Source organism: Streptomyces brevispora (assembly GCF_007829885.1).
In the GTDB taxonomy this organism is placed as follows: domain Bacteria; phylum Actinomycetota; class Actinomycetes; order Streptomycetales; family Streptomycetaceae; genus Streptomyces; species Streptomyces brevispora.
The window spans coordinates 1,757,726-1,782,284 of sequence record NZ_VIWW01000001.1; the positions used below are offsets into that span (position 1 = coordinate 1,757,726).

A 24,559-nucleotide genomic window follows, 5' to 3' on the forward strand; every position below is an offset into this window, starting at 1 on the left:
CGTGTCGGAGGCCAGAACCGAGCACACCGGAGGCACAGAGGCCACGGGAGACGCAAGGACCACGGGAGCCGCGGGGGGCGCGAGAGCCACAGGGGTCACGGGAGACGCAAGGGCCACAGGGCCCACGGGGGCGGCAGAAGACACAGCGGCCACCACAGACTCGGCGGCCGCTCCTACCCGCCCGCGCCGCCGCCAGGCCCGCGGCGAGGCGCGCATCGCCCAGCTCCTCAAGGCCGCCTCCCGCGTCTTCTGCACGAGCGGCTACACCGCCGCGAGCACCAACGCCATCGCCAGGGAGGCCGGGGTCTCGCCAGGCACGCTCTACCAGTTCTTCCCCAACAAGGAAGCCATCGCGGTCGAGCTCGGCGACCAGCTCCTGAGCCGCTGGCGGGAGACGTACGGAGCCGCGTTCCTGCCGGGCCACCTCGAACTGCCGCTGGACCGGATGCTCGACGCCACACTCGACCCGCTCATCGAGTTCAACTGCGAGAACCCGGCCTTCACGGTCCTGATGCACGGCTCCGAGATCCCCGGCCTGATCACGCAGGAGCACGACGCCGTCCATACGACGATGCTCACCCGGGTCGAGACGATCCTCACCGACTACCTCCCGAGCACCCCTCCCGCGGAGATCACCCGCGTGGCCATGATGATCTTCATCCTCTTCAAGGCGGGGCTGGACGTGATCATGGCGCACGAGGGTGACGAGCGGGAGGCGTACATCAAGGAACTCAAGACGGTCCTTTTCCGCTATCTCGAACCGATGGTCTGCGACGCCACCGCCCTCGCCGCGCGGCCCGCTCCCCCGATCGGCCGATAGCGAATCGGATCACTCGCGTTCATACCCCCTGGGGGTATAGTGTGATGAGTGTGGAGGCGCACCGGCCTTCCCGGAACCCTCCTGGGTCTCTGCTTCCACACCCATGTGCGTTCGTCGAAGAGGAGAAAACAATGACCGCCGAGACCCAGCTCCCCCAGGCGACAGGCTCCTGCTGCTCGCCCAGCGGCTCCTGCCACGACAGTGCGAGCGCAGACGCCAAGCAGGGCGACGTGACCACGGTCTACCAGGTGACCGGCATGACCTGCGGTCACTGCGAGGGCAGCGTCTCCCAGGAGATCTCCGAGATCGAGGGCGTCACCTCGGTGAAGGCCGTGGCGTCCACCGGCCAGGTGACGGTGACCTCCAAGGCGCCGCTGGACGAGGAAGCCGTACGCGCCGCCGTCGACGAGGCCGGTTACGAGCTCGCCGGCCAGGCCTGAACGCCCCGGGATCCACTCCAACCGCGTCATCCCTTCGCCGCCGGGCCGGACCGACCAGCAGATACTGGTGGGGTACGGCCCGGTCGGCGTTTCAGGAGTACGGACATGCACAGCGCGACAGAGACCGAAGCCCCGGCAGCGGAGAGCTCGGCGGCAGAGCTCGCGATCGGCGGGATGACCTGCGCCTCCTGCGCGGCCCGCGTCGAGAAGAAGCTCAACCGGATGGACGGGGTCACCGCCACCGTCAACTTCGCCACCGAAAGGGCCCGGGTCGCCTTCGGCTCGGAGACCGGTGTCGCGGATCTGATCGCCACCGTCCAGAAGACCGGCTACACGGCAGAGCCGGTGCACCGCACCGCACCGACCCCCACTTCGGCACCGCCCGTAGCGACGCGGGCCACAGAGACCCCGGACGCCACCACCAGTCCCGACGTTCCCGATGACCCCGACATCGCCGACGACCCCGACAGCCCGGACGGCCCCACCGCCGCCCTCACCTCGCTGCGTCAGCGGCTCATCGTCTCGGCCGTCCTCGCCACCCCCGTCGTCCTGCTCGCGATGATCCCGGCCTTCCAGTTCGACAACTGGCAGTGGCTCTCCCTCACCCTGGCCGCCCCCGTCGTCGTCTGGGGCGGGCTGCCCTTCCACCGGGCCACCTGGACCAACCTCCGGCACGGCACGGCCACCATGGACACCCTGGTGTCGGTGGGCACCATCGCCGCCTTCGGCTGGTCGCTCTGGGCGTTGTTCCTCGGCAACGCCGGGATGCCCGGCATGCGGCACGGCTTCGACTTCACGGTCTCCCGCACGGAAGGCTCCTCCACGATCTATCTGGAGGTCGCCGCCGGAGTCATCGCGTTCATCCTGCTGGGCCGCTACCTGGAGGCGAAGTCCAAGCGGAAGGCCGGTTCCGCCCTGCGGGCACTGATGCATCTGGGCGCCAAGGACGTCGCGGTGCTGCGGAACGGTGCCGAAGTACGCATCCCGGTCGCCCGGCTCACCGTCGGCGACCGCTTCGTGGTCCGGCCCGGCGAGAAGGTCGCCACCGACGGCACCGTCGTCGAGGGCTCATCGGCTGTGGACGCGTCCATGCTCACCGGCGAGTCCGCCCCGGTCGACGTGGGTGTCGGCGACTCCGTCACCGGCGCCACCGTGAACGTCTCCGGCCGGCTCGTCGTCGAGGCCACCCGTGTCGGCGCCGACACCCAGCTGGCCCGGATGGCCCGGCTCGTCGAGGACGCGCAGAACGGCAAGGCCGAGGTACAGCGCCTCGCCGACCGGATCTCCGCGGTCTTCGTCCCCGTGGTCCTGCTGATCGCCGTGGTCACCCTCGTTTCCTGGCTGCTGGCCACGGACGACGTCACGGCCGCGTTCACCGCTGCCGTCGCCGTACTGATCATCGCCTGCCCGTGCGCCCTCGGCCTCGCCACGCCCACCGCCCTCATGGTCGGCACCGGACGCGGCGCCCAGCTCGGCATCCTCATCAAGGGCCCCGAAGTCCTGGAGACCACCCGCCGCGTCGACACGATCGTCCTCGACAAGACCGGCACCGTCACCACCGGCAAGATGACCCTCCGGACCGTCCACACCGCCCCCGGCACCACGGAAACCGACGTACTGCGCCTCGCCGGCGCCCTGGAACACGCCTCCGAACACCCCATCGCACAGGCCGTCGCCACCGGAGCCACCGAACGCATCGACACCCCCCTCCCCACCCCCGAGGACTTCGCCAACATCCCCGGCCTCGGCGTCCAGGGCGTCATCGAGGGCCACACGGTCCTCGTGGGCCGCCCCCGACTGCTCACCGACGCCGGAATCGACGTACCGGGGACGCTCTCCGCGGCCCTGACGGAAGCGGCCGCCCAGGGACGTACGGCGATCGCGGTCGCCTGGGACGGCGAGGCGCGGGGCGTCCTCGAAGTCGCCGACGCGGTCAAGGAGTCCAGCGCGGCGGCCGTCGCGGAACTCCGCGCACTCGGCCTGACGCCGATCCTGCTGACCGGCGACAACCGGGCGGTGGCGGAATCCGTGGCCCGCGAGGTCGGGATCGACGAGGTCCGGGCGGAGGTGCTCCCCGAGGAGAAAGCGCACGTCATCGAGCGGTTGCAGGCCGAAGGGCACGCGGTCGCGATGGTCGGCGACGGGGTCAATGACGCCGCCGCACTGGCCACCGCCGATCTTGGTCTGGCCATGGGCACGGGCACGGACGCGGCCATCGAGGCGAGCGATCTGACCCTCGTTCGTGGAGATCTCAAGGTGGCCGCCGATGCCATCCGACTCTCCCGGCGCACCCTGGCCATCATCAGGGGCAACCTTTTCTGGGCATTCGGTTACAACGTTGCTGCTCTACCCCTTGCGGCATTTGGCCTGCTCAACCCTATGATTGCGGGAGCGGCGATGGCCTTCTCCTCGGTCTTCGTCGTAACGAACAGCCTGCGCTTGAGGTCCTTCACGTAACTTCCACAAAGAGATCCAGATCACACCGGTTCAGGGGTAACCATTCGGTGGGTTCGCGAGTCTAAGAGTGCGATGCCAAGGGATGTCTTGGGGGACATCCGACGGAGGGTCTTGGGGGACGCTCCGGGCAAGCGTTGGCCGGGGCACGTGCACCGGGGAGCTTTGAGCGGCCCTCCCGTCGGTACGTACCCCGGCAGACCGCAGGCAGGCAGGCTGTACAAGAGGTAAGCGCAGGACAGCAGTACCCGAGGTACCCAGGAGCTTCGGCTCCCACTGAACGCCCGGCCGGATCCCGTGGGGGGAATCCGCTCCGGGATATGGGAAGCGCCTCGTTGTCGGCCCGTGGGGGGATCGATGACGAGGCGCTTCTCGCATGTCCGGACCCGTACCCGTCCGGACGGGACCGCGCGGGACGCGTCAGCGCGGACGCGTCCGGGCAAGCAAATCGCCCCGGACACCGCGCTCTGTGCGGAAGCGCGGCAGTCGGGGCGAAGGCAACCGGCCGAGAAGGCCGGGGTGATGCAGGGGTGATGCAGGGGTGACGCGGGGTGGTCCGGGGCTCAGCGACCCTCGACCGGGACGAAGTCGCGCAGGACCTCGCCGGTGTAGATCTGGCGCGGGCGGCCGATGCGGGAACCCGGCTCCTTGATCATCTCGTGCCACTGGGCGATCCAGCCCGGGAGCCGGCCGATGGCGAAGAGCACCGTGAACATCTCGCTCGGGAAGCCCATGGCCCGGTAGATCAGACCGGTGTAGAAGTCCACGTTGGGGTAGAGGTTGCGCGAGACGAAGTACTCGTCGGAGAGCGCGTGCTCCTCCAGCTTGAGCGCGATGTCGAGCAGCTCGTCGGACTTGCCGAGCGAGGACAGCACATCGTGGGCCGCTGCCTTGATGATCTTGGCACGCGGGTCGAAGGACTTGTACACCCGGTGGCCGAAGCCCATCAGGCGGACGCCGTCCTCCTTGTTCTTCACCTTGCGGATGAAGGAGTCGACGTCGCCACCGTTGGCCTGGATGCCCTCGAGCATCTCCAGCACCGACTGGTTGGCGCCACCGTGCAGGGGGCCCCACAGCGCCGAGATGCCGGCGGAGATCGAGGCGAACATGTTCGCCTGCGAGGAGCCGACCAGACGCACGGTGGAGGTCGAACAGTTCTGCTCGTGGTCCGCGTGCAGGATGAGCAGCTTCTCCAGCGCCGAAACGACGACCGGGTCCGGCACGTACTCCTGGGCGGGGACCGAGAACGTCATGCGCAGGAAGTTCTCGACGTAACCGAGATCGTTGCGCGGGTACACGAACGGGTGACCGATCGACTTCTTGTACGCGTACGCCGCGATGGTCGGCAGCTTGGCCAGCAGCCGGATCGTCGAGAGGTGACGCTGCTCCTCGTCGAACGGGTTGTGGCTGTCCTGGTAGAACGTGGACAGCGCGCTGACGACCGAGGACAGCATGGCCATCGGGTGGGCGTCGCGCGGGAAGCCGTCGAAGAACCGCTTGACGTCCTCGTGCAGCAGCGTGTGCTGAGTGATCTCATTCTTGAAGTCCGACAGTTCGTCGACCTTCGGAAGCTCACCGTTGATGAGCGTGTACGCGACTTCGAGGAACGTCGACTGCTCGGCGAGCTGCTCGATCGGGTAGCCGCGGTACCGCAGGATGCCCTGCTCACCGTCGAGGTAGGTGATGGCCGATTTATAGGCAGCGGTGTTGCCGTATCCGCTGTCCAGCGTCACCAGGCCGGTGTTCGCCCGGAGCTTCCCGATGTCGAAGCCCTTGTCGCCGACGGTGCTGTCGATCACCGGGTAGGTGTACTCGCCATCGCCGTACCGCAGTACTACAGAGTTGTCGCTCACGTCATCCCTCACCGACGTAGTGCCTCTTCTTCGAGGTTCCCTGACTGTTTCTACCCTCCCCCATTTGGCTCAGGAGAGTGCACTCGGGGTCGTCCATTGGACCTACTCGCGGCACTGAGTGCCGCGAACTTATTCATCCTGCCCCCTTGGCTGCGGTTCCGGAAGACCTCCGTGATGTTTCCCACCGATTTGATCGATCATTATTTCGGCGAATCCTCCTTCCGCACCTCCTCCCAGCCGATAATCCAGCGCCGTGCAGCGTCTGCCCGCGGAAACCGTGCGGACCGCCTGCCCGATCGCCTGCCGGGAGCCGACCAGCACGACAAGCTTCTTGGCCCTCGTCACCGCCGTGTACAGCAGGTTCCGCTGGAGCATCATCCAGGCGCTCTTGGTGACCGGGATGACGACGGCCGGGTACTCGCTGCCCTGGGAGCGATGGATCGTCATGGCGTACGCGTGGGACAGCTCGTCGAGCTCGTCGAAGTCGTAACTGATCTCCTCGTCCTCGTCCGTGAGCACGGTCAGCTGCTGCTCGTCCACGTCGAGGGCGGTGACCACGCCGACCGTGCCGTTGAAGACGCCGTTCTCGCCCTTGTCGTAGTTGTTGCGGATCTGGGTGACCTTGTCGCCGACCCGGAACACCCGGCCGCCGAAACGCTTCTCGGGCAGATCGGGGCGGGCGGGTGTGATGGCCTGCTGGAGCAGACCGTTGAGGTGCCCGGCGCCGGCCGGACCGCGGTGCATCGGAGCGAGTACCTGCACGTCACGGCGGGGGTTCAGGCCGAACTTCGCGGGGATACGGCGGGCCGCGACATCGACGGCGAGGACGCCCGCGTCCTCCGTCTCGTCCTCGACGAAGAGGAAGAAGTCGCTGAGCCCCTGGGTGAGCGGCGGTACGCCGGAGTTGATCCGGTGGGCGTTGGTGACGACGCCGGACTGCTGGGCCTGGCGGAAGATGGTGGTCAGCCGGACCGCCGGGACGGGTCCGCCGTCGGCGAGCAGATCCCTCAGCACCTCCCCCGCGCCGACCGACGGCAGCTGGTCCACATCCCCGACGAGCAGTAGGTGGGCACCGGGTGCCACGGCCTTGACCAACTTGTTGGCGAGCAGCAGATCGAGCATCGACGCCTCGTCGACGACGACCAGATCGGCGTCCAGCGGACGGTCCCGGTCGTACGCCGCGTCGCCGCCCGGCTTCAGTTCGAGCAGCCGGTGCACGGTGGAGGCCTCGGCCCCGGTCAGCTCCGAGAGCCGCTTCGCCGCCCGGCCGGTGGGCGCGGCCAGCACCACCTTGGCCTTCTTGGCGCGCGCCAGCTCCACGATGGACCGGACGGTGAACGACTTGCCGCAGCCGGGCCCACCGGTCAGCACGGCGACCTTCCGGCTGAGCGCCAGCCGCACGGCGGCCTCCTGTTCGGGCGCCAGCTTCGCGCCGGTACGGCCCGCGAGCCACTTCAGGGCCTTGTCCCAGTCCACGTCCGCGAAGGCCGGCATCCGCTCCTCCGGCGTCCGCAGCAGCCGCCGCACCTGGGCGGCGAGCGCGATCTCGGCGCGGTGGAAGGGCACCAGATAGACGGCGGTGACCGGCTCACCGCCCTCGGGCGACGGCACCTTCTCCCGTACGACACCCTCCGGGTCCTCGGCCAGTTCGGCGAGGCACTCGATGACCAGCCCGGTGTCCACCTGGAGCAGCTTGACCGCGTCGGCGATCAGCCGCTCCTCGGGGAGGAAGCAGTGGCCCTGGTCGGTGGACTGCGAAAGCGCGTACTGGAGCCCTGCCTTGACCCGCTCCGGGCTGTCGTGCGGGATACCGACCGCCTGGGCGATCTTGTCGGCGGTGAGGAAGCCGATGCCCCAGACGTCGGCGGCCAGCCGGTAGGGCTGGTTCTTCACTATGGAGATCGACGCGTCGTCGTACTTCTTGTAGATACGGACGGCGATGGAGGTCGAGACGCCGACGCCCTGGAGGAAGACCATGACCTCCTTGATCGCCTTCTGCTCCTCCCAGGCGGCGGCGATCATCTTCGTCCGCTTCGGGCCGAGCCCGGGGACCTCGACGAGGCGCTTCGGCTGCTGCTCGATGATGTCGAGGGTGTCGACGCCGAAGTGGGTGGTGATCCGGTCGGCCATCACCGGGCCGATGCCCTTGATCAGACCGGAGCCGAGGTAGCGGCGGATGCCCTGGATGGTGGCGGGCAGGATCGTCGTGTAGTTCTCGACGGTGAACTGCTTGCCGTACTGCGAGTGCGAGCCCCAACGCCCCTCCATGCGGAGCGACTCACCGGGCTGCGCGCCCAGCAGCGAGCCGACCACGGTGAGCAGATCATTGGCGCCGCGCCCGGTGTCGACGCGCGCGACGGTGTACCCGTTCTCCTCGTTGGCGTAGGTGATCCGCTCGAGGACCCCTTCGAGGACGGCCATGTTGGACATGTTCCGACGCTACCGGTTCCCTCCGACAAGCAGTCCGGGCCGGCGCCCCTCCCCCGTGAGGGCGCCGCCCCTTCCCAGCATTCCCGCCCCCTCCCCCTGTTCGCTACGCGGCGGCCGGGCGGGACCACCGGACATCCCCTCTGGGTGATTTCAAGACGAAGTCATACGGAATGACTTTTTATTTCCTTACATGCCTGTTCGCCACTGCGGGAATGCCTTGATCACGGGACACGTCGCATCGAGGCGACGGTCCGGGGAGGGGAAGCCCATGCGCGACTCACGTAAGTTCATTGCCGCCGCGCCGTCCGTACTTCTCGCCGGCGCCGGCACCGGCGCGGCGGCCCCACACGCCGCGTCGGTGCTGGCATCGAGTCGTTTCGACGACGGCAGTTTCGAGTACCCCGTCTCGACGCCGGCCGGGTTCATCGAAATCGTGGCGGGGCGGTCCATCGACCCGTGGCAGGTCACCGTAGGCTCCGTGGACCTGATGGGTGCGCGGGGTCCTGGCGAGCGGCCGAGGGCCACCAGTCCGTGGACCTCAGCGGTGTCGCCGCGGGGGCGGTATCCCATACCCTCACCACGGTTCCCGGAACGAAGTACACGATGACGTACGCCTTGGCTGATCTGCGGCGCACCTGCCGGAGTTGCTGGACGCACGCGATGCGCGCGATGCCGTCGGCTCACCGGCTGTCGGCGCCCGGGCCGTACCCCGCCGCGCCCAGCCGTGAGCCCCGGCTCTCCGCGACCCGTTTCACATCCCGTAGCGACTCGGTCAACCTGCTTGCGAGGAAGTGAAGTTCAGCACCGGTGACCTTCCGGTCCGCCAGGAGGTCGGCGGCATGGCCGAGCAGGTCGTCCGCCATGCCGAGCTGGACGCCCTCGATGCCGAGCTGGACGCCCTCGATGCCGAGCTGGACGCCCTCGATGCCGTCCGCCATCCGCGACACGTACCCGGTTCCGTCACCGAAGACGTAACACGGCTTGCCCTCCGACCCCGTCCAGGGCAGCAGCCTGACCCCGTCGGCCTCGTACCCGCCCCCGCTCACGCCGCGGCCTCCGCTCCGCGGACGAACCGAGGTCCGGCCGTCTCGCGCACGGCGATCCACAGCGTCCTGCGGCGCGCACGCTGCCGCCGCTCCTCGGCCATGCGCAGCTCGTGCGCGATGAGGTACGGGCGTACGAGCGGGCTGTCCTCGCCGCGCGGGGGGGCGCTCGCCGGTGCGGTACGCGGTCGGACCACTCACGTAGTAGCAGGAGTACGGGTACAGGTAGAGGTCCCTCTTGCGCTTCCGCCGGTATCGGCACCGCACCAGCGACTCACGGAGCCGGGCGACAGCGTGCTTCATGTCAGCCTGCTTTCTCAGGGTGGCCATGCCCCCGGACCGTTCGCATCGGTCGCGGGGGTCTTCGTCTCTCGATGGCTTCACTCGATGGCGAGTTCGCCGCGTTCTGTAGTCAACTCATCACAGAGTGGGGTCGGAAGTCGCTACGCTTCCAGGGGTTGGGGGATGACAGTGTGCAGGTCAGGTCCGGGAGTTGAGGCCGCATGGAGATGAGCCGAAAGCCGCGTACGCCGCGGGAGAAGTACGGGGAGGAGCTGAGGTTACGGCGGATTGCCGCCGGGCTGACCCAGGAGGCACTGAGCGAGCAGGTGGTCTGTTCTCCCACCCTGATCAGCCATTGGGAGGCGGGGCGGCGACTGCCGAAGCCGGATGACGCTCGACGCATCGACATCGCGCTCAACACCGACGGCTTCTTCGTCCGCTGGCTGGCCGACCTGGACTCGAAGTTCGCCCGGTACTTCGCAGCGGTGGCCGAGTTGGAGCGTGAGACCACGGAGATTCGTCAGTACGGCGCGTCGCTCATCCCCGGCATTCTCCAGACGGCTGCATACGCTCGTGCGGTGTTCCAGGCGTATCGCCCCAATTACCGCACGGAGGAGCTTGACGAATTCATCGTCAACCGCATGGAACGCGGCCGGTTGCTCCGGGCGTCGGCGACTCCCGTCACTTGGACTCTTCTCGACGAGGCCGCACTCCGGCGGTGTATCGGCGGCCCGCAGGCCATGGCGCAGCAGTTGCGCAAGGTAGCGGACATGGCGGAGTCGGGTCGTCTGCGTCTGCACGTGCTGACCTTCGCCTCGGGGGCACACGCACTCCTGGAGAGCTCGCTCTATCTGCTGAACTTCGCGGACGCCGCTCCGCTCGCGTACGTTGAGGCTCTCCGTACCGGAAATCTGATGGATGATCCGGCGCTGGTAGAGGCCTGTCACGCGTCCTACACTCTCGCCCTGAGCGAGGCGGCCTCCCAAGAGAGTTCTGTGGCCCTCGTCAGAGCCATCGCAGAGGAGCACGAACATGCACCGCATCAACCACACCGTCGCTGATGCCACGACGTTGGTCGGTTGGTTCAAGTCCAGTTACAGCGGTGGCGGCAACGGCGATTGCCTGGAGGTCGCGGGCGGTCACGCCGCCGTCCCCGTACGCGACAGCAAGGCACCGGACGGGCCGGCCGTCGTCTTCTCCGTAGCGGGCTGGATGTCCTTCGTCACCGCGGTCAAGGGTGACTGCTTCACGGTCTGACCCGTGTCTGCCTCGGGGCAGACCGACGGGCCCGCACCCGGAAGGCGAACGGGGCCCGGCCGCAAGGCCGGACCCCTCTCGCTTTCCCCCTCCGCCGGGTCTTCCCGTTCCCCCCGGAACCCCCCCGGAAGCAACCCGACACCGCATACGACAGAGGCGGGCATCGAATGGTTGCGCGTCTTTGTCCATCCTTTACCCAACGGCCGTTCCTGCCTTTCCGGACCAAACCGGCCGGAGGCCGGAACGCTCCGCTAGCATCCGGCTCATGGGAAGATCGGAGCACGTCATATCGGCGCTCACGACCACCGCGCTCGGAGCCGCACTTCTTACGGGATGCTCGTCCGACGACGCGGACGCGGACGCCAAGGAGCCTGCGGCGTCGTCCCCCTCCGCATCCGCCTCCTCCCCTGCGGCGGAGCCGAGTTCGGCCTCCGAGTACACCACTCCGGCCGAGTGCGCGGACGTACCGCTGGAGTCGGAAGCGACGATTCCCGGCAAGGATCTGGCAGCCTGTGTGACCGCCGCGATGAAGGCCTACGGCACCGGCACCGAGTACGTGCTCTCCGCCGGCCAGGAGAGCACCACACGGTTCAGGTTCGGGGACGATCCGGCGATGGCGGGGGACGTCGACGGGGAGGACGGGGAGAAGGCCAAGAACTCGTTCGTCTTCCTCGGCGACGAGGAGTGGGTCAAAAGCGACGGGAAATGGGTCAAGGGCGACCCGGCCGGAGACTCCCAGGAGATGTTGGTCGCCTCACTCGGGAAGGCCTACCGGGCGCTCGCGGATCCGCAGGTCACCGCGGATGTCATCGCCTCGTCCCCGGTCTGGAAGGTCGACACCGAGAAGGCCCTGATCTCCCTGGAGAACGGCAAGGACACCTACGCGTGGCGCATCACCAACGCGAAGCCGTTCAGCTGGCACGGCGCGGAGATGACCGAGTACATCGTGTGGCTTGAGGACGACGCGACCCCGGTGGGCGCACAGGGCACTTCCAACATGGGCGGGAAGCCCGGCACCACGGTCCAGCACTTCTACGGCCTCGGGAAGCCCGTCAGCATCGAACCGCCCGCTTAGGACGGCCGCCCGCTCAGCGGGGCCTCGGTCACGATCCGCCGGACACACCCGGGACCCGGCCCGTACAACCGGGCCCCGGGGTGCGGGTTCAGCAGGCGTGTTCCAGGTAGCGGGCGGCGACCTCGGCCAGGACCTCGGAGCCGTCGCGCGCCCAGAGGTCCTCGTTGAAGATCTCCACCTCGATCGGGCCGTCGAAGCCCGCGGCCTCGACCGCCGCACGGAAGGTGCGGAAGTCCACGCAGCCGGAGCCGAGTTGGCCCCGCCCGACCAGGACGCCCGCCGGGAGAGGGGTGATCCAGTCGGCGAGCTGGAACGAGTGGATGCGGCCGGCCGCGCCCGCGCGGGCGATCTGGGCGGGCGCCTGGTCGTCCCACCAGAGGTGGTACGTGTCGACGACGACCCCGACCTGGTCGGCGGGGAAGCGTTCCGCGAGGTCCAGGGCCTGGGACAGCGTGGAGACCACGCAGCGGTCGGAGGCGAACATCGGGTGCAGCGGTTCGATGGCCAGGCGTACGCCGCGCTCCGCCGCGTACGGGGCCAGTTCGCCCAGGGCGTCGGCGATGCGTTCGCGGGCGCCGTACAGGTCCTTGTCCCCGGCCGGGAGGCCGCCCGAGACCAGGACCAGGGTGTCCGTGGACAGGCCCGCCGCCTCGTCGAGCGCCGCGCGGTTGTCGTCCAGGGCACGGGACCGGCCGGCCGGGTCGAGGTCGGTGAGGAAGCCGCCCCGGCAGAGGCTGGTGACGGACAGGCCCGAATCGGCGAGGAGTTGGGCGGTGCGCTCGACGCCGTACTCCTGGACGGGGGCCCGCCACAGGCCGACCTTGTCGATGCCCGCCTTCACGCAGCCCTCGGCCAGCTCGGGCAGCGACCACTGCTTGATGGTCTCCTGGTTGATGGAGAGCCGGGAGAGGTCGTTGGTCATCGGGAGCCTCCGTGGACCGTGAGCAGGGCGCGCATCCGGGATTCGGCCAGCTCCGGGTCGGGGAACAGGCCGAGCCGGTCGGCGAGTTCGTAGGCCTTCGCCAGGTGTGGCAGCGAGCGGGCCGACTGGAGGCCGCCCACCATCGTGAAGTGGTCCTGGTGACCGGCCAGCCAGGCGAGGAAGACGACGCCCGTCTTGTAGTAGCGGGTCGGGGTCTGGAAGAGATGGCGGGACAACTCGACGGTGGGGTCGAGGAGTTCGCGGAATCCCTTGGTGTCGCCCGTGTCCAGGACCCGGACCGCGTGCGCGGCGAGGGGGCCCAGCGGGTCGAAGATGCCGAGCAGGGCGTGGCTGAAGCCGCGGTCGTCGCCGGCGATCAGCTCGGGGTAGTTGAAGTCGTCGCCGGTGTAGCAGCGCACCCCGCCGGGGAGACGGCGGCGGACGTCGATCTCGCGCTCCGCGTCGAGGAGGGAGATCTTGATGCCGTCGACCTTGTCGGGGTGTTCCGCGATGACCTGGAGGAAGGTGTCGGTCGCCGCGTCGAGGTCGGCGGAGCCCCAGTAGCCGTCCAGCGCCGGGTCGAACATCGGGCCGAGCCAGTGCAGCACGACCGGCTCGGTGGCCTGGCGCAGGAGATGGGCATACGTCTCCAGGTAGTCCTGGGGGCTCTTCGCCGCGGCGGCGAGTGCGCGGGAGGCCATCAGGATGGCCTGGGCGCCGCTGCCCTCGACGAGGGCCAGCTGTTCCTCGTACGCGGACCGCACCTCGGCGAGTGAGGCGGGGCCGGGCGGGAGCTGGTCGGTGCCGACGCCGCAGGCGATGGCACCGCCGACGGACGTGGCCTCGGCGGCCGAACGGCGGATCAGCTCGGCGGCGCCCGCCCAGTCCAGGCCCATGCCGCGCTGGGCGGTGTCCATGGCCTCGGCGACACCGAGGCCGTGCGACCAGAGGTGGCGGCGGAAGGCGAGGGTGGCGTCCCAGTCGACGGCGGCCGGGGAGTCGGGGCTGACGTCCGCGTACGGATCGGCGACGACGTGGGCGGCGGAGAAGACCGTACGGGAGGCCAGGGGCGCCCCACCGGGGGCGAGGTCGAGCGGGGTGGCGCGGGGCTCGTACGGTCCGTGCGGGAGGTGGATCGTCATGGTGTCTGCTCCTCCGGGACGGCGGGGGTCGGGCACGGCGTCACAGGGTCAGCTCCGGGACGTCGAAGCGGCGGCCCTCGGCGGAGGACTTGAGGCCGAGCTCGGCGAGCTGGACGCCGCGGGCGCCGGCCATCAGGTCCCAGGCGTAGGGCTCGTCGAGGACGATGTGGCGCAGGAAGAGCTCCCACTGGGCCTTGAAGCCGTTGTCGAAGACCGCGTTGTCGGGGACTTCCTGCCACTGGTCGCGGAAGGACTCGGTGACGGGGAGGTCGGGGTTCCAGACCGGCTTGGGGGTGGCCGAGCGGTGCTGGACGCGGCAGTTGCGCAGGCCCGCGACGGCGGAGCCGTGGGTGCCGTCGACCTGGAACTCGACGAGCTCGTCGCGGTTGACGCGGACCGTCCAGGAGGAGTTGATCTGCGCGACGGCGCCGCTCTCCAGCTGGAAGATGCCGTACGCGGAGTCGTCGGCGGTCGCGGCATACGGCTTGCCGTGCTCGTCCCAGCGCTGCGGGATGTGCGTCTGGACGTGCGCCTGGACGGTGGTGACCCGGCCGAACAGCTCGTGGAGCACATACTCCCAGTGCGGGAACATGTCGACGACGATGCCGCCGCCGTCCTCCGAGCGGTAGTTCCAGGAGGGGCGCTGGGCCTCCTGCCAGTCGCCCTCGAAGACCCAGTAGCCGAACTCGCCGCGCACGGACAGGATCTCGCCGAAGAAGCCGCCGTCGATGAGGCGCTTCAGCTTCAGCAGGCCCGGCAGGAAGATCTTGTCCTGGACGACGCCGTGCTTGATCCCGGCGCTCCGGGCGAGCCGGGCCAGCTCCAGGGCGCCCTCGACATCCGTGGCGGTGGGCTTCTCGGTGTAGATGTGCTTGCCCGCGGCGATGGCCTTCTTGATCGCGTCGACGCGCGCCGAGGTGACCTGGGCGTCGAAGTAGATGTCGATGGTCTCGTCCGCGAGCACCGCGTCGAGGTCGGTCGACCACTCGGTCAGGCCGTGCTGCTCGGCAAGCGCCTCCAGCGCATGGGCCCGGCGGCCGACGAGGACCGGCTCGGGCCAGAGCACGTCACCGTTGCCGAGGTCGAGGCCGCCCTGCTCCCGGATCGCGAGGACCGAGCGCACCAGGTGCTGCCGGTATCCCATGCGACCCGTGACGCCGTTCATGGCGATGCGCACTGTCCTGCGTGTCACGAAAGTTCCTCCATACAGCCGTAGCAAGCGCTTTCTATCCGGGATGACGCTAGCCTGCCGACAGCGGCCTGGACAAGAGGGGGCGCGCTGATCGAGTCCTCTCCCCTCATCACTCCTCGGAGGAATGCGATGACAGTCACCCTGGCGGACGTGGCGGCTCGCGCCCGGGTGTCCCCGGCCACCGTGTCCCGTGTGCTGAACGGCAATTACCCGGTGGCCACGTCGACCCGGGAGCGGGTGCTGCGTGCGGTGGACGACCTGGACTACGTGCTCAACGGGCCCGCCAGCTCGCTCGCGGCGGCCACGTCCGATCTGATCGGCATCCTGGTCAACGACATCGCCGACCCGTTCTTCGGGATCATGGCGGGCGCGGTGCAGACGGAGATCGGCGGTCCGGGCGACGGTTCGGGCCGGGCGGGCGGCGAGAAGCTCGCGGTCGTCTGCAACACCGGCGGCTCCCCGGCCCGTGAGCTCACCTACCTCACCCTGCTCCAGCGTCAGCGCGCCGCCGCCGTCGTCCTCACCGGAGGTGCGGTGGAGGACCCGGCGCACCGGGCCGCGATGTCCGCGAAGCTGGCGAAGCTCGCCGACGCGGGAACGCGCGTGGTGCTGTGCGGGCGGCCCCCGCTGCCGGACGGCGAATCGGTCCTGGCCGCGCTCGCCTTCGACAACCGGGGCGGCGGCCGGCGCCTGACCGAGCACCTGCTCTCGCTGGGCCACCGCCGCATCGGCTACGTCGCGGGACCGCTGGAGCGGACCACGACCCGCCACCGGCTGGAGGGCCACCGGGACGCGATGAGGGCGGCCGGCCTGTACGGGGATGCGGGCACGGCCGGGGGCGCGGGCACGGCCGGGGACACGGGCACGGTCGGGAAGAGGGGCACGGCTGGGGAAGGGAGCACGGCTGGGGGCGGGCGCCCCGCGCACGCCGATGACGAGGAGCGGCTCACCGTGCACGGCTCCTACGACCGCAGCTCCGGCTACGACGCCACCGTCGAACTCCTGCGCCGCGAACCGGAGATCACGGCGGTACTCGCCGCCAACGACACGGTGGCCCTGGGCGCCGCCGCGGCGATCCGCGACCGCGGCCTGCGCATCCCCGAGGACATCTCGGTGGCGGGCTTCGACGACCTGCCGTTCTCGGTGGACGTGGTGCCGGCCCTGACGACCGTGAGGCTGCCGCTCTTCGAGGCGGGGGCGCGGGCGGGCCGGCTGGCGATGGGCAAGGAGACCCCGCCGCCGGGCGGCATCGCGACGATCCCGGCGGAGCTGATGGTGCGGGGGTCAACGGCGGTGCCGCGCGTGGGGTGAGGGCCCGGGGCAGAGAGACGGGGCTCTGCCCCCATGTCCGCCGGGTGTCCCGCCGGGAGTACGGGTCGCAGCGGACCGGTGGTGCCGGCGCCGGACCGAGGCGGTGCGATGGCGGAGAACGATCCGGGGAGCCGCGAACGGGTGCGAGCCTCCTCCGCGACACGCCCGACCTTTGCCCGCCCCACCCCTACACGCCCGTCCACCGCGAGCCCGGCCGCGGCGCTACCGTCCACCGCGAGCCCGGCCGCGGCGCTACCGTCCACTGCGAGCCCGGCCGCGGCGCTACCGTCCGTGGCCGCCGACTCGCCCACGGGCGAGAAGCACATGGCGAACCTGCCGAACAGGACGGGCCGTCAGGACCGGGCGGGGTTGTACGAGTTCTCCGCCGAGTACGCGATGGAGCCCGGCTGACGCGGGTACGGGATACGGAGTACGGGTGCCCGGCATACGGCCGGGACCGCGGCAGCGGGCGGACGCGCCGGGACTGCTGGGTAGCCTGGAGCAGCTGCTCCGGGAGCCCTGCTGAACCCGGCTCCACGGGCCGCGGCCGGTGCAGACGACGGAAGGAACACGCACGTGAAGCTCGCTTTCTCCACCCTCGGGGTGCCGGGGCTGCCGCTATCCGAGGTCGTCCGGCTGGCGGTCGAGCACGGCTACCAGGGGGTGGAGCTGCGCGCCCACCCCGAGGAGCCGGTGCACCCGGGGCTCTCGATGCTCGAACGGGCCGAGGTGGTCGAGGAGTTCAAGCGGGGCGGGATCGAGATCCTGACCGTGGCGGGTTATGTCCGGGCCGCGTCCGAGGGGGACGACCAGCCGGTGCTGGACGAGCTCGCGGGCCTGGTGGAGCTGGCCCGGGACCTGGGTGCGCGGAACGTCCGGGTCTTCCCCGGCGGCGGCGACCAGGACCCCGCCACGGCCGACGTGACCGCCGCCCGCAGGCTGGCCGCCGCCGCCCCGTACGCCGCTGACATGGGCGTACGCATCCTGCTGGAGACCCACGACTCGCACCGCGAGGGGGCCGCCGTGGCCCGTGTGGTGGGCACGGTGGGGCACGGGAGCATCGGTGCGCTGTGGGACATCATGCACACCTGGCTGGCCGGTGAGGACCCTGCCGCGAGCCACGCCGTGCTGGCCCCGCACCTGGGATACGTACAGGTGAAGGACATCGCGTCGGCCGAGGTCACCGAGCCCCTCGCGCTGGGCGCCGGGGTGCTGCCGCTGAGGGCGTGCCTGGACACCCTGGACGCGGACAGCTGGGTCTGCTGGGAGTACGAGAAGCGCTGGCACCCGGGGGCGGCGGAGCTGCCGGGGCTGCTGAGCGCCGGGCGTGAGCACCTGCTGCGGCTGGGCGCGCCGAAGCAGTAGGGCGGTCAGCCGACCCCCGCGGCCTGCGGCTCCGGACGCTCCGGGGTGGCGGGGCGGGGGCGCCGCGTCCCGGCGAGCGAGGTCAGTGCCACCCCGCCGACCAGCAGCGCCGCCGCGCACCACCGCAGCGGGCTCACCGACTCGTCGAGCAGCAGGGCGGCCGACGACATCCCGAAGACGGGGACGAGCAGGGTGAACGGGGCCACCGACGACGCCGGGTACCGGCTCAGCAGGAAGCCCCACGCCCCGAAGCCGAACACCGTGGTGATCCAGGCGACATAGACGATGATTCCGGCGCCGCTCCAGTCGAGTGCGGCGAGCGCCCGCGCGTCGCGGTCCCAGCCCTCGAAGAGGAGGGAGAGCCCGAGCAGCGGCAGCACCGGGACGGTGGAGACCCAGACCATGAAGTTGAGGGCGTGGGCCGGGGCGGCCTTCCGGGTCAGCACGTTGGACACGCCCCAGCAGGCCGCCGCCGCGATCACCAGAACGAAGGCCAGTACGGGCCCGCCCGCCCCTTCGTCGACGGCGGCGACCCCGATCCCGGCGAGAGCCACCGCCATCCCCAAAACCCTTACCCTGCCCGGTCGTTCACCGAGCGCGAGCGCGGCGAAGAGCGCGGTGAAGACCGCCTGCACCTGAAGCACCAGGGAGGAGAGCCCGGCTCCCATCCCCCGGTCCATGCCGATGAACAGCAGGCCGAACTTCGCCATCCCCAGGACCAGCCCCACCCCCACGATCCACTTCCAGGCGACCGTCGGCCGGCCGACGAGGAAGACCGCGGGCAGGGCCGCGACGAGGAAGCGCAGGGCGGAGAAGAGCAGCGGCGGGAAGTGATCGAGCCCGAGCTCGATGACGACGAAGTTGACACCCCAGACGGCGGCCACCAGGGCGGCCAGGGCGATATGAAGGGGACGCATTCCCCGAGGATCACCCGCACCGACCATGTAGCACCAGCGCGGATTTCTTCATGGTGGAATTGAGCAACGCTAACGAATGCCCCAGGCCAGGGCCCGGACCCGAACCCGGACCAATCCCCGCCCAGCCAGGCCCAGGTCTGGCCTGACCAGCCCAGGTCCGGCCAGATCAGATCAGGTCAGACCGGATCGCCCAGCTGAATCACTCACCGCCCCCGGAGGCCCTGGTGCTCGACCTTTCCCGGCTGCGCGCCCTGCACGCCATCTCCGTCCACGGCTCCGTCGCGGGCGCCGCCGCCGCGCTCGGCTACACCCCGTCGGCGGTCTCGCAGCAGATCACCAAGCTGGAGCGGGAGACCCGTACGACGCTGCTGGAGCGTCGCGGCCGGGGCGTGGCCCTCACCGAGGAGGCGGTCCATCTGGCCGCCACCGCCCAGCAGTTGCTGGCGATCGTGGAGCGCGCCGAGACAGCGCTGGAGGAGCGCAGAGGGCTGCCGACGGGGCGGCTTTCGATCGGCGCGTTCGCCTCGGCGGCGCGCGGGCTGCTGCCGGGGGTCCTGGCCGGGCTGGACCGCGAACACCCGGCCCTGGACATCCGGATGACCGAGGTCGATCCGCACCTCTCGGTCGACCTGGTGGCCAAGGGCGTGATCGACCTGGCCGTCGCGCACGACTGGGACATCGCCCCGCTGCCCGCCCCGGAGGGCGTGGCGCAGGCGGTGATCGGGGACGACCGCTGCGATCTGCTGGTGCCCGCGGGCCACCGGCTGGCGGGCCGGGACGGGGTGCGGCGCGAGGAGCTGGCGCAGGAGCGGTGGATCTGCCAGCCGCCGGGGACGGTCTGCCACGACTGGCTCGTACGGACGCTGCGCGCGGCGGGCTACGAACCGGACATCCGGCACCAGGCCGAGGAGAACCACACCCAGCTGGCGCTGCTCGCCGCCGGTCTCGGCGTCGCGATGATCCCGCGGCTGGGCCGCGGGCCCCTGCCGGAGGGGGTGGTGGCGGTGCGGATCGAGCCCGTACCCGTACGCCGGCTGTACGCGCTGTGGCGTACCGAGGCGGCGCGGCGGCCCGCGATCACGGCGGCGGTCGCGGCACTCCAGGCGCACGGGGCGGGCGTGGGACTGCGTGAGCCGGGGCCGGGCGGGGCGGGCTGACGCGGGTGGGGCGAGGTGGGCTGAGGTGCGGCGAGGTGGGCTGAGGTGCGGCGAGGTGGGGGATTCGTCCCCCTCCGTCATCGGTGCGGGACGCGCTCAAACAGCCCGAGCCCTTGACTGGAAGTTATTTTCTGGATATCCGTGCTTCTTGGAAGTTTCTTTCACCACCCCTCTCCACAGAGCACGGCCGAAGGAGCTCACGTGCACCACCGCACCTCCAGACGCACCCTCCTCACCGCTACCGCCGCCACCGCAGTCATCGCCGCGACGGGCGCGGCAGTCGCCCCCGGCGCCGTCGCCGCCCAGAAGTCCTCGGGCGGCAGCCACAACTCCGCCGCCACCACCCGGCGGCTGAAACGGCTCATCTCCCGAATGAGCCTGGAGGAGAAGATCGGCCAGCTGTTCGTCATGCGGGTCTACGGGCACTCCGCCACCGACCCCGACCAGGCCGACATCGACGCCAACCTCGCCGAGATCGGCGTGCGCACCGCAGCGGAGATGATCGCCAAGTACCACGTCGGCGGCATCATCTACTTCACCTGGGCGCACAACACCCGTGACCCGCACCAGATCGCCGATCTCTCCAACGGCATCCAGCGGGCCGGTCTCGCGGGTCCCACTCCGCTGCCGCTCCTCGTCTCGACGGACCAGGAGCACGGCATCGTCTGCCGGGTCGGCGAGCCCGCCACGCTGATGCCGGGCGCGATGGCGCTGGGCGCGGGCCGTTCGCGCTCCGACGCCCGCAAGGCGGGGCAGATCGCGGGCGCCGAGCTGGCCGCGATCGGCATCTGCCAGAACTACGCCCCGGACGCGGACGTCAACGTCAACCCGGCCAACCCGGTGATCGGGGTGCGCTCCTTCGGCTCCGACCCACAGGCGGTGGCCGGGATGGTCGCCGCCCAGGTGAAGGGGTACCAGAGCGCCGGCATCGCGTCCACGGCCAAGCACTTCCCCGGCCACGGCGACACCAGCACCGACAGCCACACCGGCCTCCCCGTCATCGGCCACACCCGCGAGCAGTGGGCCGAGCTGGACGCGCCGCCGTTCCGGGCCGCGATCGCCGCGGGCATCGACTCGATCATGACGGCGCACATCGTGGTGCCCGCGCTCGACCCCTCCGAGGACCCGGCGACCCTGTCCCGGCCCATCCTCACCGGCATCCTGCGCGAGGAGCTCGGCTACGACGGCGTCGTGGTCACCGACTCGCTCGGCATGGAGGGCGTACGGACGAAGTACGGCGACAAGCGGGTGCCGGTGCTCGCCGTGCAGGCGGGCGTCGACCAGCTGCTCAACCCGCCCAGCCTCGACGTCTCCTGGAACGCCCTGCTGGCGGCCGTCAAGAGCGGCGAGATCAGCGAGGCCAGGATCGAGGAATCGATCCTGCGCATCCTGCGGCTGAAGACGAAGCTGGGGTTGTTCGACGACCCGTTCGTCAGTCACCGGGGCGTGGACCGTACCGTCGGCACCCGGTCGCACCTGGCCGCCGCCGACCGGATCGCGGAGCACACGACCACGTTGCTGGCCAACGAGGGTTCGCTGCTGCCGCTGTCGCGCCGCTCCCACCGGAACCTGCTGGTGGTGGGGGCCGACCCGGCCTCCCCGTCCGGCACGACGGGCCCGCCGACGACCACCATGGCCGAGGAGTTCAAGCAGCTGGGGTACGCGGCCACCGCCCTGTCCACCGGCACCGCGCCGACCCGGGCGGGCATCGACGCGGCGGTGGCTGCCGCGCAGGGCAAGGACGCGGTGATCGTGGGGACGTACAACGTCACGGCGACCAGTTCGCAGCGCACCCTGGTGAGCGCGCTGGCCGCGACCGGCGTCCCGGTGATCACGGTCGCGATCCGCAACCCGTACGACATCGCCCAGTTGACCGGGACGGGACAGGCGGCGAGCCTGGCCGCGTACTCCTGGACCGATGTCGAACTGCGGGCGGCGGCCCGGGTGATCGCGGGCCGCGCCGAGCCGGAGGGCGCACTGCCGGTGCCGGTCCAGCGCGCGGACGACCCGGCGAAGGTGCTGCACCCGGTGGGTTACGGCCTCTCGTACTAGGACCGACCGCGCAACCCCGCGGCGACGGCCTGACCGACATCACGGCCGCCGCCGCGGGGTTTCCGTCAAGGGCCCGTCACGGACACTCCGTCACGGGCCCTCCGATACGGGCCTTCTGCTACCGGCCTATCTGCTACCGGTCTTCCGTTACGGGCGCCGGACGCCGAGCCGGCGCTCGGTCGTCAGGTCCCGCTTGTCGAGGACCGCGTCGAACTTCGCGAGCGGCTTCGCCTTCGACGGGTCCGCCTGGACGACGGCCGGGGCGACGCCCGCCCAGCGCAGGATGGCCGCGGTGGCCGTGGCGTTCTCCGCCGGGGGCAGACCCGCGACGGAGGAGCCGTGGTTGCCACCCGGCACCGTGAAGACGTGGCTGTCACGGGCGCCGGCCCCGAGCCGGAAGCGCTCCGCGCCCCACGGGTCGTTCTGCCCGTACACGTACAGCATCCGACTGGCGTGGTGCCGCACCCAGTTGTCGATGTCACGCATCACCGAGGGCTGGGCCTTCATCGGGATGGAGCGCGGCACGTAGGTGCGCGGCGGCTGGTAGCCGTACCGGCTCAGATTGCCGAGCCAGGGCTGCTTGATGTCGGGCGCGCCGAGCTGGGTGCCCGCCTGGTAGTAGTACGGCGTGTACGTCTCCAGGCCCTGGTCGGCATAGGCGGAGAAGCCGGAGATCGAGTCGATCGAGTCCCAGATCGCCTGGTCGGTGGCGGTCTTGGCATCGGCCGGGATGGAGTCGCAGTCGGCCAGCAGGCTGTACTGCCAGAACGCCCAGACGTAGTCCAGGACGACGGCCTCGTACGCCTTGTCGAGGGAGCCGACGGTGGTGAAGGTGTAGCCCCTGTCGGCGGCGTACTGCTGGTACTTCTCCTCCAGCGGCTCCCGGCGGACGAGCGCCTCGCGCTGCACGCCGTTCAGCTTGTCGCGGCACTCCTTGGTACCGACGTTGGCCAGGAACCGGTCGTACGCCGAATCCTCCTTGTCGACCACGTCGTTGGGCGCGACATACGCGACGACGCCGTCCATGTCCTTCGGGTAGTAGCGCTCGAAGTACGTGGCCGTCATACCGCCCTTGGAGCCGCCGGTGGTCAGCCAGTTCTTCGAGTAGATCTTCTTCAGCGCGGTGAACACCCGGTGCTGGTCACTGGCGGCCTGCCAGATGTCGAGCTTGGACCAGTCGGCGGGCGACGGGCGGGACGGGGTGAAGAAACGGTACTCCAGCGAGACCTGGTTGCCGTCGACGATCCGGGTCGGCTCGGAGCGGCTGGGGTTGGTGGAGACGTTGTATCCGCTGGTGAAGAACACCGTCGGACGGGACGTGTCCTTGTGCAGCAGGGTGATCCGCTGCTGGAACGTTCCCTTGGACGGGTGCCGGTGGTCGACCGGCTGGGTGTAGTTGAGGACGAAGTAGCGGTAGCCCGTGTAGGGCTTCTCCTGGATGAGGCTCATTCCCGGGATGGCCAGGATGCGGTCCTCGATATCCGTGCTCGTACCGCTGTCACTGACGGCGGAACGGAAAGCGGCCGGTTCAGCGGCGGTGGCCGCCCCGGCGGAGGCACCCGTCGCACTCACTGTGCCGATGAGCACCGCCAGCGACAGGAACCCTCTGAGCGCCTTGCGCATACACCCTCCCCTTGGTTCACAACAGACGACGTGAACCTAGCGGGGCAACACCCGTGCCGCCAGACCCCATTGCCACCCGGACCGGCCGAATCACCCGGTCAGCACAGGATCCAGCCCGTGGATCCCCTCCGTCCGGCGATCATGCCCGAGACCCGGACGCACCGGTTCAGCGCATGGACCGTCACCGGTCCGGCCTGCCGCGAGAAGGTGCCGCTGTCGACGACGGGGCGGCCGCCGCGCGGCTGGATCTGTACGGACATCCGGCGGTACGCACCGGGCCTGGCCGCGACCGCGAGGACGCAGGCGTAGGAACGGGTCTTGTAGACGCGCAGCTCGCCCGTGCCGATCCTCAGCGTCTTCGCCGGCCGTCCGGCGCAGACCGACACGGCGGAGGCGCCGGTCGCCCCGACCCCGCCGAGGAGCAGTCCGAGGGCAACCGTCAGGGCCGGGACGAGCAGCCGGACGGAACGCCCGCACCCCGTGCGCCCACCCGCCGCTTCCGTCCCTCTGATCGTCGCTCTGTTCACCAGCAGCCCCATCGCCTCGTCGAACACTCGCGCCCCTACCCGACACGTGAGCGCACATACGTGTATCTGCGTACGACGCGATAGGCCATCCGGAGGTTGCGCCCGGCGTGCTCCGCGTCCCGTGCAACCAAAGCGGCGCACATCGGCTCCAACAGGACAAGCCATACGAAAGGCAGGCACTGTCATGACTCAACTCCGCACCGCCCAGCGCCCCCGCAGCCGTCGCGTCATCGGTCGTACGCTACTCGCGGCCGCTCTCCTGACCGCGGTCGCCGCCGTCCCGGCCGCCGCCGCTGCCGCCCCGCAGGGCGCACCGGCCACCGCACCGGCGCACCGCGATCGCGACGCCCCGCGGGACCAGTTGGTCGCCCACTTCTACGGCTCCTACCTCGACGCCATCGCAGCCGAGGGCGGTGGCCGCCTCGCCACCGCGCTCCGGAGCTTCTACCTGACGCCCGCCCTGCGCGCGGAGCTGAAGCGCTGGGAGGCGCGGAACCACGCCGACGGGGTGCTGCGCTCCCAGGACGTCCCGGCCGGCTTCCGGGTCACCGCGAGCGACAGCGGTGCCGGTCACACCTGGTCGACGGTCCGCCTCACCTGGGGCACGACCGCCCACCGGACGTACACGTATCTGAGCGTGCGGCAGGATCTGGGGACCGGGAAGATCTCCGCGATCCAGGACTGACGGTCCGCGCCC

The 24,559-nt window shown here is 70.3% G+C and carries 22 protein-coding genes; 12 read left to right on the forward strand and 10 right to left on the reverse strand.

Features of this window, described 5'->3' with window-relative positions:
- Nucleotide 1: 1 nt before the first annotated feature.
- The 3 genes from FHX80_RS08165 to FHX80_RS08175 all read left to right on the forward strand — a co-directional run bounded on the left by FHX80_RS08165 (nt 2) and on the right by FHX80_RS08175 (nt 3,717).
- The gene (locus FHX80_RS08165) at nt 2–820 is read left to right on the forward strand and encodes a TetR/AcrR family transcriptional regulator (protein ID WP_145763587.1); all 819 of its coding nucleotides are present in this window, start codon (nt 2–4) and stop codon (nt 818–820) included.
- Nucleotides 821–951: 131 nt separating this feature from the next.
- Nucleotides 952–1,260 (forward strand): heavy-metal-associated domain-containing protein, encoded by a 309-nt coding sequence (locus FHX80_RS08170; RefSeq protein WP_145763588.1) that lies wholly within the window; start codon nt 952–954, stop codon nt 1,258–1,260.
- A 105-nt stretch (nt 1,261–1,365) separates the two neighbouring features.
- On the forward strand, nt 1,366–3,717 hold the full coding sequence (locus FHX80_RS08175; protein ID WP_145763589.1) for a heavy metal translocating P-type ATPase: 2,352 nt from the start codon (nt 1,366–1,368) through the stop codon (nt 3,715–3,717).
- A gap of 560 nt (nt 3,718–4,277) precedes the next feature.
- Here FHX80_RS08175 and FHX80_RS08180 read toward each other — a convergent pair.
- Together FHX80_RS08180 and recD2 are read right to left on the reverse strand one after the other, a co-directional pair.
- Nucleotides 4,278–5,567 carry a citrate synthase gene (locus FHX80_RS08180; protein ID WP_145763590.1) on the reverse strand — a complete coding sequence of 430 codons (1,290 nt, stop codon included), beginning with the start codon at nt 5,565–5,567 and terminating at the stop codon, nt 4,278–4,280.
- Between the two features lie 129 nt (nt 5,568–5,696).
- Entirely contained in the window at nt 5,697–7,997 is a 2,301-nt protein-coding gene (gene recD2 / locus FHX80_RS08185; RefSeq protein WP_145763591.1) for an SF1B family DNA helicase RecD2, read from the reverse strand.
- Between the two features lie 531 nt (nt 7,998–8,528).
- Between recD2 and FHX80_RS35550 the strand changes: the two genes are divergently transcribed.
- A complete protein-coding gene (locus FHX80_RS35550) occupies nt 8,529–8,792 on the forward strand; it encodes a hypothetical protein (RefSeq protein ID WP_244318167.1) in 264 nt (87 codons plus the stop codon).
- Here the strand turns inward: FHX80_RS35550 and FHX80_RS08195 are convergent.
- Both FHX80_RS08195 and FHX80_RS08200 read right to left on the reverse strand, forming a co-directional pair.
- A complete protein-coding gene (locus FHX80_RS08195) occupies nt 8,678–9,043 on the reverse strand; it encodes a hypothetical protein (protein ID WP_145763592.1) in 366 nt (121 codons plus the stop codon). The two genes, FHX80_RS35550 and FHX80_RS08195, sit on opposite strands and share 115 nt — an antisense overlap.
- Complete coding sequence (locus FHX80_RS08200) at nt 9,040–9,237, reverse strand: hypothetical protein (RefSeq protein ID WP_145763593.1); 198 nt, start codon at nt 9,235–9,237, stop codon at nt 9,040–9,042. The genes FHX80_RS08195 and FHX80_RS08200 overlap by 4 nt, the downstream gene beginning before the upstream one ends.
- Nucleotides 9,238–9,543: 306 nt before the next feature.
- On the opposite strand from FHX80_RS08200, the gene FHX80_RS08205 reads away from it, so the two are divergent.
- The 3 genes from FHX80_RS08205 (at nt 9,544) to FHX80_RS34640 (ending at nt 11,654) form a co-directional block, all read left to right on the forward strand.
- The gene (locus tag FHX80_RS08205) at nt 9,544–10,383 is read left to right on the forward strand and encodes a helix-turn-helix domain-containing protein (RefSeq protein WP_145763594.1); all 840 of its coding nucleotides are present in this window, start codon (nt 9,544–9,546) and stop codon (nt 10,381–10,383) included.
- On the forward strand, nt 10,355–10,579 hold the full coding sequence (locus tag FHX80_RS08210; RefSeq protein ID WP_145763595.1) for a DUF397 domain-containing protein: 225 nt from the start codon (nt 10,355–10,357) through the stop codon (nt 10,577–10,579). The genes FHX80_RS08205 and FHX80_RS08210 overlap by 29 nt, the downstream gene beginning before the upstream one ends.
- Before the next feature lie 265 nt (nt 10,580–10,844).
- Nucleotides 10,845–11,654 (forward strand): hypothetical protein, encoded by an 810-nt coding sequence (locus FHX80_RS34640; RefSeq protein WP_167523384.1) that lies wholly within the window; start codon nt 10,845–10,847, stop codon nt 11,652–11,654.
- 88 nt (nt 11,655–11,742) lie between these two features.
- On the opposite strand, the gene FHX80_RS08220 is transcribed toward FHX80_RS34640, so the two are convergent.
- Genes FHX80_RS08220 through FHX80_RS08230 form a run of 3 tightly spaced genes read right to left on the reverse strand, consistent with a single transcriptional unit; the run spans nt 11,743 to nt 14,910 of the window.
- A complete protein-coding gene (locus FHX80_RS08220) occupies nt 11,743–12,576 on the reverse strand; it encodes a sugar phosphate isomerase/epimerase family protein (RefSeq protein WP_145763596.1) in 834 nt (277 codons plus the stop codon).
- Nucleotides 12,573–13,718 carry a dihydrodipicolinate synthase family protein gene (locus tag FHX80_RS08225; protein WP_145763597.1) on the reverse strand — a complete coding sequence of 382 codons (1,146 nt, stop codon included), beginning with the start codon at nt 13,716–13,718 and terminating at the stop codon, nt 12,573–12,575. The genes FHX80_RS08220 and FHX80_RS08225 overlap by 4 nt, the downstream gene beginning before the upstream one ends.
- 40 nt (nt 13,719–13,758) lie before the next feature.
- Nucleotides 13,759–14,910, reverse strand: a complete 1,152-nt coding sequence (locus FHX80_RS08230; protein WP_145763598.1) for a Gfo/Idh/MocA family protein — start codon at nt 14,908–14,910, stop codon at nt 13,759–13,761.
- 129 nt (nt 14,911–15,039) lie between these two features.
- Between FHX80_RS08230 and FHX80_RS08235 the strand changes: the two genes are divergently transcribed.
- Nucleotides 15,040–16,221: a LacI family DNA-binding transcriptional regulator gene (locus FHX80_RS08235; RefSeq protein WP_145763599.1), complete on the forward strand. Its 1,182-nt coding sequence runs from the start codon at nt 15,040–15,042 to the stop codon at nt 16,219–16,221.
- A 576-nt stretch (nt 16,222–16,797) separates the two neighbouring features.
- Nucleotides 16,798–17,586 (forward strand): sugar phosphate isomerase/epimerase family protein, encoded by a 789-nt coding sequence (locus FHX80_RS08240; RefSeq protein ID WP_145763600.1) that lies wholly within the window; start codon nt 16,798–16,800, stop codon nt 17,584–17,586.
- Between the two features lie 5 nt (nt 17,587–17,591).
- Here the strand turns inward: FHX80_RS08240 and FHX80_RS08245 are convergent, their stop codons facing one another.
- Nucleotides 17,592–18,503, reverse strand: a complete 912-nt coding sequence (locus tag FHX80_RS08245; RefSeq protein WP_145763601.1) for an EamA family transporter — start codon at nt 18,501–18,503, stop codon at nt 17,592–17,594.
- A 224-nt stretch (nt 18,504–18,727) separates the two neighbouring features.
- On the opposite strand from FHX80_RS08245, the gene FHX80_RS08250 reads away from it, so the two are divergent.
- Nucleotides 18,728–19,660, forward strand: coding sequence for a LysR family transcriptional regulator (locus tag FHX80_RS08250; RefSeq protein WP_145763602.1), 933 nt, complete (start codon nt 18,728–18,730; stop codon nt 19,658–19,660).
- Nucleotides 19,661–19,861: 201 nt separating this feature from the next.
- Nucleotides 19,862–21,712 carry a glycoside hydrolase family 3 protein gene (locus FHX80_RS08255; RefSeq protein ID WP_145763603.1) on the forward strand — a complete coding sequence of 617 codons (1,851 nt, stop codon included), beginning with the start codon at nt 19,862–19,864 and terminating at the stop codon, nt 21,710–21,712.
- Between the two features lie 147 nt (nt 21,713–21,859).
- On the opposite strand, the gene FHX80_RS08260 is transcribed toward FHX80_RS08255, so the two are convergent.
- Nucleotides 21,860–23,335 (reverse strand): S28 family serine protease, encoded by a 1,476-nt coding sequence (locus FHX80_RS08260; protein ID WP_145763604.1) that lies wholly within the window; start codon nt 23,333–23,335, stop codon nt 21,860–21,862.
- A gap of 98 nt (nt 23,336–23,433) precedes the next feature.
- Nucleotides 23,434–23,874, reverse strand: coding sequence for a hypothetical protein (locus tag FHX80_RS08265; protein WP_375882258.1), 441 nt, complete (start codon nt 23,872–23,874; stop codon nt 23,434–23,436).
- Between the two features lie 172 nt (nt 23,875–24,046).
- Here FHX80_RS08265 and FHX80_RS08270 point away from each other — a divergent pair, with 172 nt between their 5' ends.
- A complete protein-coding gene (locus FHX80_RS08270) occupies nt 24,047–24,547 on the forward strand; it encodes a hypothetical protein (protein WP_145763605.1) in 501 nt (166 codons plus the stop codon).
- The last annotated feature ends 12 nt before the right edge of the window (nt 24,548–24,559 follow it).